Source organism: Micromonospora costi, from assembly GCF_003626655.1.
GTDB lineage: Bacteria > Actinomycetota > Actinomycetes > Mycobacteriales > Micromonosporaceae > Micromonospora > Micromonospora costi.
In genome coordinates, this window is record NZ_RBAN01000006.1 from 202,363 (window position 1) to 216,273 (window position 13,911).

13 protein-coding genes and 1 pseudogene are annotated in these 13,911 nt (G+C 76.2%); 8 read left to right on the plus strand and 6 right to left on the minus strand.

Going from position 1 to position 13,911, the window contains the following annotated elements; all coding sequences use genetic code 11:
- Positions 1 to 55: 55 nt before the first annotated feature.
- Positions 56 to 1,378 (minus strand): M20/M25/M40 family metallo-hydrolase, encoded by a 1,323-nt coding sequence (locus D7193_RS28295; RefSeq protein WP_120782680.1) that lies wholly within the window; start codon positions 1,376 to 1,378, stop codon positions 56 to 58.
- Positions 1,379 to 1,524: 146 nt separating this feature from the next.
- Here D7193_RS28295 and D7193_RS28300 point away from each other — a divergent pair, with 146 nt between their 5' ends.
- The 3 genes from D7193_RS28300 (at position 1,525) to D7193_RS28310 (ending at position 3,507) form a co-directional block, all read left to right on the plus strand.
- The gene (locus tag D7193_RS28300) at positions 1,525 to 2,124 is read left to right on the plus strand and encodes a hemerythrin domain-containing protein (RefSeq protein WP_120782681.1); all 600 of its coding nucleotides are present in this window, start codon (positions 1,525 to 1,527) and stop codon (positions 2,122 to 2,124) included.
- A gap of 109 nt (positions 2,125 to 2,233) precedes the next feature.
- Complete coding sequence (locus D7193_RS28305) at positions 2,234 to 3,241, plus strand: LysR family transcriptional regulator (protein WP_120782682.1); 1,008 nt, start codon at positions 2,234 to 2,236, stop codon at positions 3,239 to 3,241.
- 20 nt (positions 3,242 to 3,261) lie between these two features.
- On the plus strand, positions 3,262 to 3,507 hold the full coding sequence (locus D7193_RS28310; RefSeq protein WP_120782787.1) for a hypothetical protein: 246 nt from the start codon (positions 3,262 to 3,264) through the stop codon (positions 3,505 to 3,507).
- Between the two features lie 79 nt (positions 3,508 to 3,586).
- Here D7193_RS28310 and D7193_RS28315 read toward each other — a convergent pair whose 3' ends face one another.
- Genes D7193_RS28315 through D7193_RS28325 form a run of 3 tightly spaced genes read right to left on the minus strand, consistent with a single transcriptional unit; the run spans position 3,587 to position 6,707 of the window.
- On the minus strand, positions 3,587 to 3,937 hold the full coding sequence (locus tag D7193_RS28315; RefSeq protein ID WP_120782683.1) for a DUF3140 domain-containing protein: 351 nt from the start codon (positions 3,935 to 3,937) through the stop codon (positions 3,587 to 3,589).
- On the minus strand, positions 3,937 to 4,155 hold the full coding sequence (locus D7193_RS28320; protein ID WP_120782684.1) for a hypothetical protein: 219 nt from the start codon (positions 4,153 to 4,155) through the stop codon (positions 3,937 to 3,939). Before D7193_RS28320 ends, D7193_RS28315 begins: the two co-directional genes overlap by 1 nt.
- Positions 4,152 to 6,707, minus strand: a complete 2,556-nt coding sequence (locus tag D7193_RS28325; RefSeq protein WP_120782685.1) for an ATP-dependent Clp protease ATP-binding subunit — start codon at positions 6,705 to 6,707, stop codon at positions 4,152 to 4,154. Before D7193_RS28325 ends, D7193_RS28320 begins: the two co-directional genes overlap by 4 nt.
- A gap of 110 nt (positions 6,708 to 6,817) precedes the next feature.
- Here D7193_RS28325 and D7193_RS28330 point away from each other — a divergent pair.
- The 5 genes and pseudogenes from D7193_RS28330 to D7193_RS28350 all read left to right on the plus strand — a co-directional run.
- Positions 6,818 to 7,186, plus strand: a pseudogene (locus D7193_RS28330) (hypothetical protein); the annotation flags it as partial.
- 189 nt (positions 7,187 to 7,375) lie between these two features.
- Positions 7,376 to 7,636 (plus strand): hypothetical protein, encoded by a 261-nt coding sequence (locus D7193_RS28335; protein WP_091589290.1) that lies wholly within the window; start codon positions 7,376 to 7,378, stop codon positions 7,634 to 7,636.
- A gap of 8 nt (positions 7,637 to 7,644) precedes the next feature.
- Entirely contained in the window at positions 7,645 to 8,922 is a 1,278-nt protein-coding gene (locus D7193_RS28340; protein WP_241563562.1) for a hypothetical protein, read from the plus strand.
- Positions 8,915 to 11,575, plus strand: a complete 2,661-nt coding sequence (locus D7193_RS28345) for an FtsK/SpoIIIE domain-containing protein (protein ID WP_120782788.1) — start codon at positions 8,915 to 8,917, stop codon at positions 11,573 to 11,575. Before D7193_RS28340 ends, D7193_RS28345 begins: the two co-directional genes overlap by 8 nt.
- Entirely contained in the window at positions 11,572 to 12,237 is a 666-nt protein-coding gene (locus D7193_RS28350) for a hypothetical protein (protein ID WP_120782686.1), read from the plus strand. The genes D7193_RS28345 and D7193_RS28350 overlap by 4 nt, the downstream gene beginning before the upstream one ends.
- A gap of 80 nt (positions 12,238 to 12,317) precedes the next feature.
- Here the strand turns inward: D7193_RS28350 and D7193_RS28355 are convergent, their stop codons facing one another.
- A complete protein-coding gene (locus D7193_RS28355) occupies positions 12,318 to 13,592 on the minus strand; it encodes a cupin domain-containing protein (RefSeq protein WP_120782687.1) in 1,275 nt (424 codons plus the stop codon).
- Between the two features lie 9 nt (positions 13,593 to 13,601).
- Complete coding sequence (locus D7193_RS28360) at positions 13,602 to 13,892, minus strand: hypothetical protein (RefSeq protein WP_120782688.1); 291 nt, start codon at positions 13,890 to 13,892, stop codon at positions 13,602 to 13,604.
- Positions 13,893 to 13,911 lie beyond the last annotated feature (19 nt).

Here is a 13,911-nt window from a genome sequence, read left to right on the forward strand (position 1 = left end):
GAGGTTGTCCCTTCACGATGGGGAGGTTCCGCGTCGGGTTGCGACCGGACACGGGTTAGCAGGTGCGGAGGAACCGATCGAGAACCCGCACGCCGAACTGTAGTCCGTCGACCGGAACCCGCTCGTCGATGCCGTGGAACAGCGCGGAGAAGTTCAGGTCGGCGGGCAGCCGCAGCGGGGCGAAGCCGAAGCACCGGATGCCGAGCTGCGAGAACGCCTTCGCGTCGGTGCCGCCGGAGAGCATGTACGGGACGGGGCGCGCCCCCGGGTCCTCGGCCCGCAGGGCGGCGGACATGGCGTCGACCAGGTCGCCGTCGAACGTCGTCTCCAGGGCCGGCTGGCGCTGGATGTACTCGATGGCGATGTCCGGCCCGACCAGCTCGCGCAGCTGCGCCTCCAGCAGCTCCGACTGCCCGGGCAGGCTGCGGCAGTCGATGGTGGCGGTGGCCCGACCGGGGATCACGTTGTCCTTGTAGCCGGCGGCGAGCCGGGTGGGGTTGGCGGTGTTGCGGATCGTGGCGCCGATGATGTTGGCGATGGGCCCGAGCTTGGCGATCGCCGTCTCCGGGTCGTCCGGGTCGAGTTCGATGCCGAGCACGTCGGAGACCTCCTCGAGGAAGGCCCGGACGGTCGGGGTGACCACCACCGGGAAGCGGTGCCGGCCGACGCGGGCCACCGCCTCGGCGAGCGCGGTGACCGCGTTGTCGTCGTGCACCATCGAGCCGTGTCCCGGCCGGCCCTTGGCGTGCAGGCGCAGCCAGTCGAGCCCCTTCTCGGCCGTCTCGATGAGGTAGAGCCGCTGGGTGTCGCTGACCGAGTACGAGAAGCCACCCACCTCGCCGATCGCCTCGGTGCAGCCGTCGAACAGGTCGCGGTGCCGCTGGGCCAGGAAGTGGGCGCCGTAGTCGCTGCCCGCCTCCTCGTCAGCGGTGTACGCGAGGACGATGTCGCGGGTCGGGCGGACGCCGGTGCGCTGCCAGTGCCGCACGACGGCCAGCACCATGGCGTCGAAGTCCTTCATGTCGATGGCGCCCCGGCCCCACAGGTAGCCGTCGCGGATCTCACCGGAGAACGGGTGCACCGACCACTCGTCGGCGTCGGCCGGGACGACGTCGAGGTGACCGTGCACGAGCAGGGCGCCGCGACCGGGCTCGGTGCCGGCGATCCGGGCGACGACGTTGGCCCGCCCCGGCGCGGACTCGTGGATCTCGGCCGTGACACCGACCTCGGCGAGCTTTTCCGCCACGTACTCGGCCGCGCGGCGCTCGCCCACGCTGGTGTCGTTGTCGCCGGTGTTGGTGGTGTCGATCCGGAGCAGGTCGCGGCAGAGGTCCACGACCTCGTCGGTGGGCGCGGGTCGGGAGGCGTCGCTCGTCATCGCTTCTTCATACCAGCCGCGACGCCCGCCGCGGTCAGCACGTGCCGCCCCGGCGCCGGGGCGCGGTTTCGCGGCACGCCCGCCCGGGTACCGCCGCCCGCGACCGTACGTCCCGTCCGCACCGCCCGCCAGACGAGGAGGGCACCATGACCGTCCCCCTGCCGCCGCTGCCGCCCACTCCGGACGAGGGCTACCGGCCCGGCGGACGCCGCATCACCGACATCGTCGACGAGGAGCACCGGCAGCTGCTGGACCTCGTGGCGCAGCTCACCGGGCCGGACGCGAACCCGCGGGAGGGCGTGCAGGTGCTGACCGCCGCGCTGTCGCGGCACCTGTCCGCCGAGGAGCAGTACCTGCTGCCGGCCGTACGGGTGGCGCTGCCCGCGGCGGCCGAGCGGGTGGACCGGGAACTCGACGCGAACGCGGCCCTGCTCACGCTGCTCGCCGCGCTCGCCGGCGACGACCTCGGCGAGGTCGCCGAGCGGGTGCGCCACCACGTCGACGGCGTCGGCGCGCTCCTCACCGAGCTGCGGGCCGTGGCCACCGCGGAGGAGCTGATCCGGCTCGGCAACCGGCTGGAGATCGCCGAGGAGGCCGCACCCACCCGGCCGCACCCGGGCACACCGGCCACCCCGCCCTGGAACCGGATCGTCGAGCCGGCGCTGGGCGTGGTGGACAAGGTCCGCGACGCGGTCACCGGCCGGCCGACGTACCTGGACGACCTGCCGGAGCCCCCGCGCGGCTGACGCCGGTGCGGCGCGCCGCGGCCGGTGCCCGGCGCGCCCGCCGCTCATCCACCATCGCCGATCCGTCCGGGCCCTTCCGCCGGCCGGAGCGGGGCCATACCGTCACGGTATGAATCTGGAGCTGCGACACCTGCGGGTGGTGTGCGCGATCGCCGAGACGGGGAGCGTCACCAAGGCGGCCTCCACGCTCGGCCTGGCCCAGCCGGCGCTGACCGCCCAGCTCCAACGCATCGAGCGGACCCTCGGCGGCCCGCTGTTCGAGCGTGACCGGCGGGGCGCCCGGCCGACCGCGCTCGGCGAGCTTGTGCTCGCCCGCGCCCGGGTGCTGCTGCCCGCCATGAAGGGCCTGCAGGACGAGGCCGCCCGCCTGGCCGGGGCCGCGGACGCCCCCCGCCGGTACCGGTTCGGCGGGGTGAACAGCCCCATCCTCGGCCGGCTCGTGCACCGGCTCGCGGCCGAGCACCCGCAGGCGCAGATCACCACGTACGCCTCGTGGTCGGTCGACGAGCTGGCCCAGCTGGTCGTCGGCGGCCGGCTGGACTTCGTGCTGACCGGCGTCTGCGGGGACTCGAACCCGTCGGCCGATCTCGGGCTCAGCTGGCGGGAGGTGGCCGTCGACCCGGTGATGGTGCTGCTGCCGGAGACCCACCCCCTCGCCGGGCGCGACGAGATCCGGCTCGTGGACCTGCGCGACGAGCAGTGGGTGGCGGCGCCCGGCGACGGCTGCTTCGGCGACTGCTTCGCGGCCGCCTGCGCCCGGGCCGGCTTCACACCCCGGAAGGTGTACGAGGCCGACGTCCGCGGCTGCGTCGACCTTGTGGACGCGGGTGAGGCGGTCGCGTTGTGCCAGGCCACGTTCCGTCCGCCCGGCGGGCTGGTCACCCGGCGGCTGGCCGGCACGCCGCTGCGCTGGCGGCTGATGTTCGGCTGGCACCCCGACTCCCCCGCCGCCCCGGTCGCCGAACCGGTGCTGGAGACGGCGAAGTCCGCGTACACCGATTCGCTGGCTCCGCACCCGGCGTACCTGGCCTGGCTGGTGCGCAACCCGGCCTTCGGCGTCCGCCGGTCGACGCCGGCGGGGCCGTTCACCGACCTGGATGGGGTGCGAACCGCGTAGTGGCGGGTATCAGGGCCACCATGACGGACTCTTCCTCCGCCGACGACGACCGGGCGCGGCTGCGCCGGGCCGCGGCGGCGCACACCGCCGCCGCCCAGGACGTCGAGGCCTTTCTGCGCCGGCTGCCGGACGTGCCCGGGCCGGCGGACATCACCGAGTACGCCAACCTGCTCACCCGCGAGGAGCAGATGCGCGCCGACCGGGAGACCGCGGCCGACGCCGCCGGGATCACCATCGGCAGCCTGGAGTCCGACCAGGGCACCTGACCCGCCCGCACTGGCGGCCGACCACGGCGTCGTCGCCCCGGCAGGGTGTGCCGGGGCGACGACGCCGACGTGGCGTGCCTCAGCGTTCGATGAGGACGTCGTGGCCCAGGTCCAGCAGGGAGTGCCGCCACTCGTCGTCGGCGTTGCCCCGGGGCGGCCGGGCGTCCACGAGGGACTGGATGCGGTCGACCGCCTCCCGCATCACCTCGATGTCCTCCGGCGTGAGGTCGACCTTCCGCTTGGTCAGCACCTGGAGGATCTGCCGGCCCGGCTCGGGCAGGCCCAGGTCGGGGTCCGCGCCGAAGGCCTCCTCACCGGAGCCCCGCGTCAGCAGCCACCGGCGCAGCTGCTCGGACGGGACGTTGACCTGGGCGTGGAAGTCGTCCCACAGCACCTCCACCTCGGGTTCGAGCCGCTTCTCGCGTACCATCAGCCCTCCTCTCCGGGTGGCGGCCCGGTCTCCTCCGGGTCCCCCTCGTCCTTCTTCCGGCTCGGGCCCTCCGCCGGCATCCGTACCCGCGACGGGTTGGCCGTCGGGCGGACCCGGATCGGCTCGGGATGCCCGGTCTCCTCCCGGGACTCCTCCGGCTCCCGGGGTTCCTCCCGCTCCCGGGGTTCCTCCCGCTCGGGCCCCTTCCCGCCACTCATCGCGGGTGCGACGTCGTGGCGGCGGTGTAGCCCCGCTCGCCGGCGCCCACGTCGAAGGTGAGCGCCCCGTCGCGGGCGTCCACCGTCACCCGCTGGCCGGGTGAGATGGCCGACTCCAGCAGCATGCGGGAGAGCTGGTTGTCCACCTCGCGCTGGATCACCCGGCGCAGCGGCCGGGCGCCGAACTCCGGCTGGTAGCCGTGCTCGGCGAGCCAGTCGATGCCGGCGGTGGTGAACTCCACCTCGATGTCCTGGGCGTGCAGCCGGCGGCGGGTCTCCTCGAGCAGCAGCTCGGTGATCTGGCGCAGCTGCGCGGCCTCCAGCCGGCGGAAGATGATCACCTCGTCGATGCGGTTGAGGAACTCCGGCCGGAAGTTCTCCTGGAGCCGCCGCATCAGCCGCTCCCGCAGCTCGTCGCTCTCCTGGGCGCTGCCGGGCTCACCCGCGCCGAAGCCCACGGCCCGCTGGGTGCCGGTGATCAGCTCCGAGCCGAGGTTGCTCGTCATGATCAGTACCGTGTTCTTGAAGTTCACGGTCCGGCCCTGGCTGTCGGTGAGCCGACCGTCGTCGAGCACCTGGAGCAGGATGTTGAACACGTCCGGGTGCGCCTTCTCGATCTCGTCGAGCAGCACGACGGCGTACGGGCGGCGGCGAACGGCCTCGGTGAGCTGGCCGGCCTCCTCGTAGCCCACGTAGCCGGGCGGCGCGCCGACGAGCCGGCTCACGGTGTGCCGCTCCTGGAACTCGCTCATGTCCACCCGGACCATCCGGTCGGACTCGCCGAACAGCGCCTCGGCGAGGGCCCGGGCCAGCTCGGTCTTGCCGACGCCGGTCGGGCCGAGGAACAGGAAGCTGCCCATCGGACGGTTGGGGTCGGCCAGGCCGGTGCGGGACCGGCGGACCGCCTCGGCGACGGCGCCGACGGCGTCGTCCTGCCCGACCACCCGCTCGTGGAGGTGCCCCTCCAGGCGCAGCAGCCGGTCCCGTTCCTCCTCGGTGAGCTGGGCGACGGGGATGCCCGTGGCCCGGGAGACCACCTCGGCTATCTCCTGCGGGCCCACCTCCGGCACCTGGGAGCCGTTGCCGTCCTCGCCGTGCGCGCGGCGTACCTGCTGCTCCAGTTCGGCGATCCGGTCGCGCAGGGCGGAGGCCCGCTCGTACTTCTCGTCGGCGACGGCCTGCTCCTTGTCCCGGCGCACCTCGTCGAGCTGCCGCTCCAGGTCGCGTACGTCGGCGGCGGGCGTCCGGGTCCGCAACCGCACCCGCGCGCCGGCCTGGTCGATGAGGTCGATGGCCTTGTCCGGCAGGTACCGGTCGGTGACGTAGCGGTCGGACAGTTCGGCCGCCGCGATCAGCGCCTCGTCGGTGAAGCGGACCTGGTGGTGGGCCTCGTACCGGTCGCGCAGGCCACGCAGGATGGAGATCGTGTCGTCGACACTCGGCTCCGGCACCAGCACCGGCTGGAACCGGCGGGCCAGCGCGGCGTCCTTCTCGATGCTCTTGCGGTACTCGTCCAGCGTGGTCGCGCCGATCACCCGCAGCTCGCCGCGGGCCAGCGCGGGCTTGAGCATGTTGCTGGCGTCCATGCCGCCCTCGCTGCCGGCGCCGCCCGCGCCGACCAGGGTGTGGATCTCGTCCAGGAAGATGATCAGTTCGTCGCGGTGGGCGCGGATCTCGTCGATGACCTTCTTGAGCCGTTCCTCGAAGTCACCCCGGTAGCGGGTGCCGGCGACGAGGCCGGCGAGGTCCAGCTGGACGACGCGCTTGCCGAGCAGCGTCTGCGGCACGTCGCCGTCGCAGATCCGCTCGGCCAGCCCCTCCACGATGGCGGTCTTGCCGACGCCGGCCTCGCCGATCAGCACCGGGTTGTTCTTGGTACGCCGGGAGAGGATCTCCACGGCCTGCTCGATCTCGTCGGCCCGGCCGATGACCGGGTCGATCTGGTCGTTGCGGGCCAGGTCGGTGAGGTCCTGGCCGTACTGGTCGAGGGTGGGTGTGCCGCGGTCCGGCCGCGGGCCGGTCATCGGCCCCCGCTCGGCGTTGGCCGCCTGCAACGACTCGGGCTGGATGCGCCCCGCGGCGAGCATCCGGCCGGCCGGCGACTCCGGGTTCAACGGAAGGGCCATGAGGATGTGCTCGGGCCCGATGTAGTTGGCGCCCATGGCCCGGGAGAGCTGGTGGGCGTCGAGCAGCGCCCGTTTCGCCGCCGGGGTCAGCGACAGGTTCGGCGGCACCTCGCCGCGCGGCGCGCCGTCACCCCGCCCGCCCAGCGCGTTGAGCAGCGTGTCCGGGTCGGCGCCGGCCCGCCGGACCAGGTCCCGCAGCGGCTCCCGCTGCAGGGCCGCCCACAGCAGGTGGTCGGTGTCGAGGTCGTTGCTCTGCTTCTGCGCGGCGCGGCGGGCCGCGTCGGCGAGCATCTCCCGCGCGTCTGCGGTCATCAGACGGGTGATGTCGACCCGGTGCGGCGGCCGGCGCCCGCCCTCGCCGCGGCCAAAGTACCGGGCCAGGAACTCGTCCCACGGGTCGGTGCCGAAGTCGCCGGGTCCCAACATGTCTGTCCTCCGCTGTCGCGCGGCACGGTCGGCAGGGGCTACCCGACGCTCGCCGCGACAAACGCCGCCGCCCGGGCACCCCCGCCGCCGGGGGTGGCACGCTGGAGGCCATGGACGTGCCGCCGCTGCTGATCGTGGATGCCGCCAACGTGGTCGGGTCGCGCCCCGACGGCTGGTGGCGCGACCGGGCCGGGGCCACCGCCCGGCTGCGTGACTCGCTGACCGGCGTGGCCGCCGCCGGCCTGCCGCAGCTGCCGCCGCCGGTGGAGGTGGTGCTGGTCGTGGAGGGCCGGGCGCGGGACGTGCCGGGCGTGCCGGGGGTGGCGGTGGTCGCGGCCCGGGGCTCCGGCGACGACGCCGTGGTCGAGCTGGTGGGCGCCGATCCGGGCCGCCGGCGGGTGGTGGTCACGGCTGATCGGGAGCTGCGCGACCGCGTCACCGCGCGGGGTGCCGAGGTGTATGGGCCGCGCTGGCTGCGCGACGCCGTTCCGGCGCCGGATCCCGCGTCCGGCGGTGGCGCTCCGGATGGCGGCAGTCCCGCCAATCGGACTCCCGGCGCTTCAGGGTGACAAGCGGTCACCGGGGCAGGAACACTGACAGGGCGGATGATCCCCCGCCGTACGCATAGGCTCTAATGAAGGCCTCCCCGCCCCCAGGAGGTAACCCCCGTGGCGAGCGTCGCCGAGCTCAAGGCAGCCATCGACGTGGCACTGCAACAGATCGGCGACGGCCAGAGCGCCGTGCAGGCCGCCGGTGAGAAGCTCGCCGAGGCGCAGCAGACCCTGGCCGGCGCGCTGGAGGGCAGCGGGCACGAGACCGTCGAGGCCGCCCAGGCCTCGCTGACCCAGGCCAGCCAGGAGCTGGAGGAGTGCCTCGCCGCCACCCTGGTCGCGGTCGAGCAGGCGCAGCTCTACGTCTCGGCCCTCTGAGCCCGGCGATGTCGATCGTCGAGGATGTCGGCGCGCAGGTCCGCGCCGCCGCCGAGGACCTGCCGGTCGGTCTCGTGGCGCAGGCCCTGGAGAAGTTCGGGCTGGCCAGCGAGCGGCTGCGCTGGGTCCGCCAGGAGTCGGCCAACCCGATGGGGGTGCCGGAGCTGTCCGCCGCGACCGAGCACGCCGAGACCGCCGGGTACGCGCTGCGGCTGGCGCAGGAGCAGCTCGCCGCGTACCTGGCCGGGATCGGTCTGGGAGCCGACGGCGGCGGCGCGCCGGCGCAGCCCCGGCAGCCCGCGCCGCGGCACGACGCGCCGCGCGCCGCGGCCCCGGTGACCGTCGCGCCCGAGCCACCCGAGCAGGTGCGCCTGCGCCGCTGGTGGTCGGTGCGGGTGGCCGAGCTGACCGGGGGCCCGGAGGGCGCCGAGGAGCCCGACGAGCGGGTCGGTGACTCCGCCGAGTTGCTGCGCCGCGTCGTGGGTGGCGTCCGCGCCGGTGACCGGGACCGGCTGCGCACCGAGCTGCGCCGGGCACACGCCGACGTCGGGCTGGGGCTCGCGGCGATCGCCCCGCCGCTGCTGCGTGACCTCGCCACCGAACTGCTCGGGCACCCGCCCCGCGCCGACGACCTGGGCCGGCTGCGCGGCCAGCTCGACGGCCGCGTCCGCGACCTGCTGCCCGGCCTGCCGGCGCCCGTGCTGGAGACGCTGCTGACCCGCGTGTGCCGGATGCCCCCGCCGCGGCGCTCCGGCGAGCAGCCGCACGCGGCCGACTCCGCGGTGGCCGCCGGCGTCCTGGCCGGGGTGCTGCTGGCCCGGTTGGGCCGGGACCTGCCGGCGGACGCGGGCCGCGGGCACGATCCGGGACGCGCGGACGCGGGCGACCGGACGCGCGCCGGCGAGGCGGGCCGGGCCGGGGCCGACCGAGCGGATCCTGGCGCCGGGCGGACCGCGGGCGGCGGGCGACCCGGCGGCGGGGCCGGCCGGCCGACGGCGACGACGGCCGGCGGTGCGGGCCGGGTCGAGGCCGGACACGCCACGCCGGGCACAGCCGGTGCAGGCCGGGCCGAGGCCGGACGCGCCACGCTGGGCACAGCCGGTGCGCGCCGGGTCGAGGCAGGGCACGCCACGCCGGCCACGGCCGGCGCGGGCCGGGCCGAGGCCGGTCGGACGCCGGGCGGCGCGGCCGACCGCGCGCCCGCGGGCGCCGGTGTCCGGCCGCTGCGGCCGGGCCCGTGGCACGACGCGCCGCGGCGGGACGGTCGCCGGGGCGACGATGGCTGACCGGCGCGCGCAGCTGGTCGGCCGGGTCCGCGACACGCTCGCCGAGGCGCTGGGCGCGACCCGGACCCGGCTGTTCGCCGCCCAGTCCGACCTGGCCGCCGGTCGGGAGCGGCTGGCCCGGATACGCCGGGCCGCGGCGGCCGTGCCGGAACGCGTGGGCGCGGAACGGGACCGGCGGCTCGCCGAGATCGACGCCCGCCACGCCGAACGGATCGCCGAGCTGGCCCGGCGGGCCGCCGACGCGGCGGGCCGGGAGGCGCCCGGCGCCGCCGGGCAGGAGTGGGACCGTTGGCGCGGCACACCGGCCGGCCGCGGGGAGCCACCCGGCGCGCTGCGCGTCGGCACGCTCGCCATCCCCGGCGCCGAGCCGGTGCCGGCGCTGGTGCCGCTGCTCGACGCGGGGCACGTGGAGCTGTCCGGCGACGACCGTGAGGGCTGCGACGCGGTGGTCTCCGCGCTGCTGCTGCGGGCCCTGGGCCGCGCCGACCCGGGCGCCGTCCGGCTCGTCGGGTACGACCCGGAGCACCTGGGCGGCGGCCTGGCCGGGTTCGCCCCGCTCGGCACCGCGGGTCTGCTCACCTTCGTGGGCCCGGGTGGGCTGGGTCGGCTGCTGGACGACCTGGTGGAGCAGATCCGCCGGATCAACGAGACCGTCCTGGCCGGGGAGCACGTCTCGCTGCGGGAACTGGCCGGGGCGACCGGCCGGCGGCCCGAACCGTGGCGGGTGGCGGTGCTGCTCGGCGGCGACGAGCTGTCCCGGCACGAGCGCGGGCAACTCGACCGGGTGGTGCGTACCGGGGCGGCGTGCGGGGTGCACCTCGTGGTCCGGGGGGTGGCGCTGCCCGACGACCCGACGGTCGTGCGGGTGGTGACGGGTCCGGACGGAGCGCAGGTCGCCGGCCTGCCCGTACGCCTCGACCCGCCGCCGCCCGCGCCGCTGGTCACCGAGACCTGCCGGGACCTCGCGGCCCGGGTCAACGCGGGCCCGCCCCCGACCCCGTTCACCGATCTCCTGCCGCCGCCGGAGCGGATGTGGCGGGAGGACTCGGCGACCGGGCTGACCGCGCCGATCGGCGAGGGCCCGCACGGCCGACCGGTCACCGTCACGCTGGGCGACTACCCGCCGCACGCGCTGATCGGCGGGCCGTCCGGCACCGGCAAGACCAATCTGATCTTCGCGTGGATCGGCGCGCTGGCCGCCCGCTACTCCCCCGCCGAGCTGGAGTTCTACCTGCTCGACTTCAAGGAGGGGGTGTCCTTCGCCCGGTTCGCGCAGGGCCGGCGGGACCCGAGCTGGCTGCCGCACATGCGACTGGTCGGGATCAACGTGAACACCGACCGGGAGTTCGGGCTCGCGCTGCTGCGGTTCCTCGCCGAGGAGCTGCGCCGGCGGGCCGACGCGGCCAAGAAACACGAGGTCACGAAGCTCGCCGAGCTGCGCGCGGTGGACCCGACCGGGCGGTGGCCGCGGATCGTGGCGGTCGTCGACGAGTTCCAGATGCTGCTCGCCGGCCGGGACGTGGTCGCCCGCGAGGCGGCCGACCTGCTGGAGGACCTCGCGCGGCGGGGCCGCTCGCAGGGCATCCACCTGGTGCTCGCCTCGCAGGACGTCCGCGGCATCGAGGCGCTGTGGGGCCGGCCCGCCCTGGTCGCCCAGTTCACCCTGCGCATCGCGCTGCCCAAGGCGCTGCGCATCCTGGCCGAGCGCAACGACGCCGCGCAGTCGCTGCCCCGCTGGCACGCCGTGGTCAACGCCGAGTCGGGACTGCCCGAGGGCAACCAGGTGGCCCGGATCCCGTCGGCCAGCGACTGGGAGACCTGGAGCGGGTTGCAGCACCGGCTGTGGCGGATGCGGCCGCAGGACGCCGCGCCCGCCCGGCTGTTCGACGGTGACGCCATTCCGCGGCTGGCCGACGCGCCCGACTTCCGCGCGCTGTCTCCCGGCGACGGTGCCACGCGGGGCCCGGTCGCGCTGCTCGGCGAGATCATCGACGTGCAGGCCCGGTCGGCCGCGCTGCGGCTGCCCCGGGCACCCGGGCGGAACCTGGCGGTGCTCGGCACCCGGGTCGACGAGGCGTGCGCGGTGCTCGACGCGGCCGCCCGCTCGCTCGCCCGGCAGCACCGGCCGGGTGCCGCGCGGTTCTCCATCGCCTGCCTCGACCCGGACGCCGACCCGGTCGCCCGCGCGCTCTACGAGGACCTCGCCGACGACGCGGCCTGGTACGACGAGGAGACCGTGCCGGAGCTGATGGCCGAGACGGCGGAGGGGTTGGCGAGCGCGGGTGACCCGCACTACCTGCTGCTCTTCGCGGTCGACGCGGCCGCGGGCGCGCTCGCCGCGCGGGCCGGGCGGCGTACGGGGTTGGAGCAGCTGCGCCACATCCTGCACGACGGGCCGGAGCGGCGTACCCACGTGCTGGCCTGGTGGCGGGGGGTGGCGCGGATGCGGGCCGACCTCGGTGGGCCGGCGGCGCGCACCGACCAGATCGGGGCGTGGGTGGCACTGGACGCCCACGGCGGCGAGCTGGGCTCCTCGCTCTACCCGGGCACCGGCGGCCCGGACTGGTACCCCCGCCCGTGGCGCGGGCTCTTCTTCGACCGGGCCGTGCACCGTACCGGACAGGTGATCATCCCCTATGGACCGTCACGATGAACCAGCCGGTCACGAGTGAGACGTACGCGGCGCAGGTACGGCGGCTCGCCGAGCTGACCGCACGGGTCCACGCCCAGCGCGAGGAGGCTCGCACCTGGTACGAGCGGCAGTGCGCCGCCGCGGACCGGGCCGTGGCCGACGCGGAGGCGCAGGTGCGGCGCGCCGAGGCGGAACTCGCCACCGCGAGCGAGCTCCAGGAGCGGGTGGACGCGGAGGCGGCGCACCTGTGGCAGCAGCTGCGGGACCGGCTCGGCGCCGGGGGCCGGCGGCTGGCCGGCCCGCCGGCGCCCACGGCCGGCGTCGACGCCGATCCGGTGCTGCTGCTGGCCCGGGTGAAGGAGCTGCTGGACCGGACCCGGCAGCCGGGCGAGCTGCCCGGCTCGGTGAACCCACTGCTCGCGCTCTGCGGCGTGGCCGGCGCGGTCGTCGCGTACGCGCTGGGGGCGGGCGCCCGGGCGGCCGGCGTCGGCTACGGCGGCGACCTGGCCGTCGGGATGCCGGTGCTGGCGCTCGTGGTGACGCTGTTCGGGCCGCTCATGGGGCTCGTGCCGGCGAAGGTGCTCGCCGACCGGCGGCACGCCGTGCTCGGCCCACGCCCGATCACCGTGGTGCTGGTCGCCGGCCTGGTGACCACGGCGCTGCTGCTCGTGGTCGGCCGCTGACCGCAGGCCGACGCTCCGGGGCCGCGGCCAGCGGCCGGCAGCCGGCGGCTCAGGCCGGGACGGCGCCCCGGGCCCGCGGCTCAGGCCGGGACGACCGCCGCCTCGCGCAGCAGCCGGCGGGCCAGGACGAGCCGGTCGGCGTCGTCGGGCAGGCCCGGCAGGTCACCGACGCGGATGGCGGTGCCGGTGAGCAGTGCCCGCACGGCCGGCTCGCAGGACGCGGGCAGGTCGATGGTGCGGTCGAACAACCGCAACGCCACCCGGTCGGCGCCCGCCGGTACGAGCTGCCAGCGCAGCCCGGCGCGTGGGCTGAGCCGCGCGTCGGCGTCGAGGGCGGCGAGCGCGGCGGCCTGGGCGAGCGGGCGGATCGGCGCCGGCCGGGCGGCCGGCCAGGCCCGCTGCCGCAGCCGGGCGGCCACCGCCGAGGGGTCGACGCGCAGCAGCCAGTCACGCAGCGCCTCGACGGTCTCGGTGAGTTCCGGTTCGACGGCGTCCGGGTCGGCGACGTCGGTGCCGAACGGGAGGCTGGAGCGCAGCCGCCGGTCCTCGGCGGCCAGCGCCATCAGCTCCTCGACGAGCGCGTACCGGGTCAGCGCGCGGATGCCCACGGTCAGGTGCAGTGAGCTGGACTCCTGCGCCTGCGCGCTGTGCAGCCACCCGCGCGGCAGGTACAGCGCGTCACCGGGAGCGAGGACCACGTCGAGCGCGGCGGGCCCCTGCGCGGTGGCGGCCACCTCGTCGGCGCGCCCGCCCCACGGCTGGCGTTCCAGCGGGTCCGGCAGCACCGGCGGGTGGATCCGCCAGTGCTTGCGACCGTCCACCTGGAGCACGAACACGTCGTGGGTGTCGTAGTGGGTGGCGAAGCCCTGGTTACCCGCCGGGGTGAGGTAGGCGTTGACCTGCAACGGCTGGCCCAGCGCGAGGCCCAGGTCGCGGGCGAAGTCGATGAGGGCGGGCCAGGTGCGGTGCAACCCCTGCAGCACCAGGGTCGCGCCGCCCGCGTACTGCTCCAGCACCCGTTCGTCGAGCACCTGATCGGTGATCTCGGCGCCCGCGCCGCCGCCGCCGGTCCAGCGGCCGGACGGCACGAGATCGCCGTCCTTGGCGATCCGCAGGAACGGCGTACGCAGGCCGCGCCGGCTGAGCAGCTCGTCGGCGTCGGCCGGGCTGAACAGGTCGGTGAAGCCGGCCGGGTTGGGCAGCTCGTCGGCGCGGGACAACAGCGGCGTCTGCCCCCAGTGGGCGGCGGCGAACTTCGCCGGCTCGACGGCCACGCACCGGGCCAGCGCCGCGGCCGCGGTCTCGGACGGGACCGCCGGGCGGTCGGTGCCGCCCGGCGGGTCGTTGCGCGTCACGGTCGTCCCTCAGGAGGCGGGGCCGTCGGCGCCACCGTCCTGCTTGCCCGGGGTCGCACCGCCGTCGGCCGGCCCCTCGGCGCCGCCGTCGGCGCCACCGTCCTGCTTGCCGGGGGTCGCACCGCCGTCGGCCGGGCCCTCGGCGCCCTGGTCCGCGCCACGGTCCATGCCGCGCTCGACGCCCTGGTCGGCGCTGCCGTCCGCGCCCCCGTCACGCTGGCCCGGGGTCGCGCCGCCGTCCGCGGGACCTTCGGCGCCGCCGGCGCCGCGGGTGGTCATGTCGTCGTCGTTGAGTGCCATGGGTGCTCCCTTGTGCCGC

What these genes read in the sequence shown, in the direction of transcription:
- D7193_RS28295 (WP_120782680.1), bottom strand. Translation starts at nt 1,378, where the DNA reads ATGACGAGCGACGCCTCCCGACCCGCGCCCACCGACGAGGTCGTGGAC.
- D7193_RS28300 (WP_120782681.1), top strand. Translation starts at nt 1,525, where the DNA reads ATGACCGTCCCCCTGCCGCCGCTGCCGCCCACTCCGGACGAGGGCTAC.
- D7193_RS28305 (WP_120782682.1), top strand. Translation starts at nt 2,234, where the DNA reads ATGAATCTGGAGCTGCGACACCTGCGGGTGGTGTGCGCGATCGCCGAG.
- D7193_RS28310 (WP_120782787.1), top strand. Translation starts at nt 3,262, where the DNA reads ATGACGGACTCTTCCTCCGCCGACGACGACCGGGCGCGGCTGCGCCGG.
- D7193_RS28315 (WP_120782683.1), bottom strand. Translation starts at nt 3,937, where the DNA reads ATGGTACGCGAGAAGCGGCTCGAACCCGAGGTGGAGGTGCTGTGGGAC.
- D7193_RS28320 (WP_120782684.1), bottom strand. Translation starts at nt 4,155, where the DNA reads ATGAGTGGCGGGAAGGGGCCCGAGCGGGAGGAACCCCGGGAGCGGGAG.
- D7193_RS28325 (WP_120782685.1), bottom strand. Translation starts at nt 6,707, where the DNA reads ATGTTGGGACCCGGCGACTTCGGCACCGACCCGTGGGACGAGTTCCTG.
- D7193_RS28340 (WP_241563562.1), top strand. Translation starts at nt 7,645, where the DNA reads ATGTCGATCGTCGAGGATGTCGGCGCGCAGGTCCGCGCCGCCGCCGAG.
- D7193_RS28345 (WP_120782788.1), top strand. Translation starts at nt 8,915, where the DNA reads ATGGCTGACCGGCGCGCGCAGCTGGTCGGCCGGGTCCGCGACACGCTC.
- D7193_RS28350 (WP_120782686.1), top strand. Translation starts at nt 11,572, where the DNA reads ATGAACCAGCCGGTCACGAGTGAGACGTACGCGGCGCAGGTACGGCGG.
- D7193_RS28360 (WP_120782688.1), bottom strand. Translation starts at nt 13,892, where the DNA reads ATGGCACTCAACGACGACGACATGACCACCCGCGGCGCCGGCGGCGCC.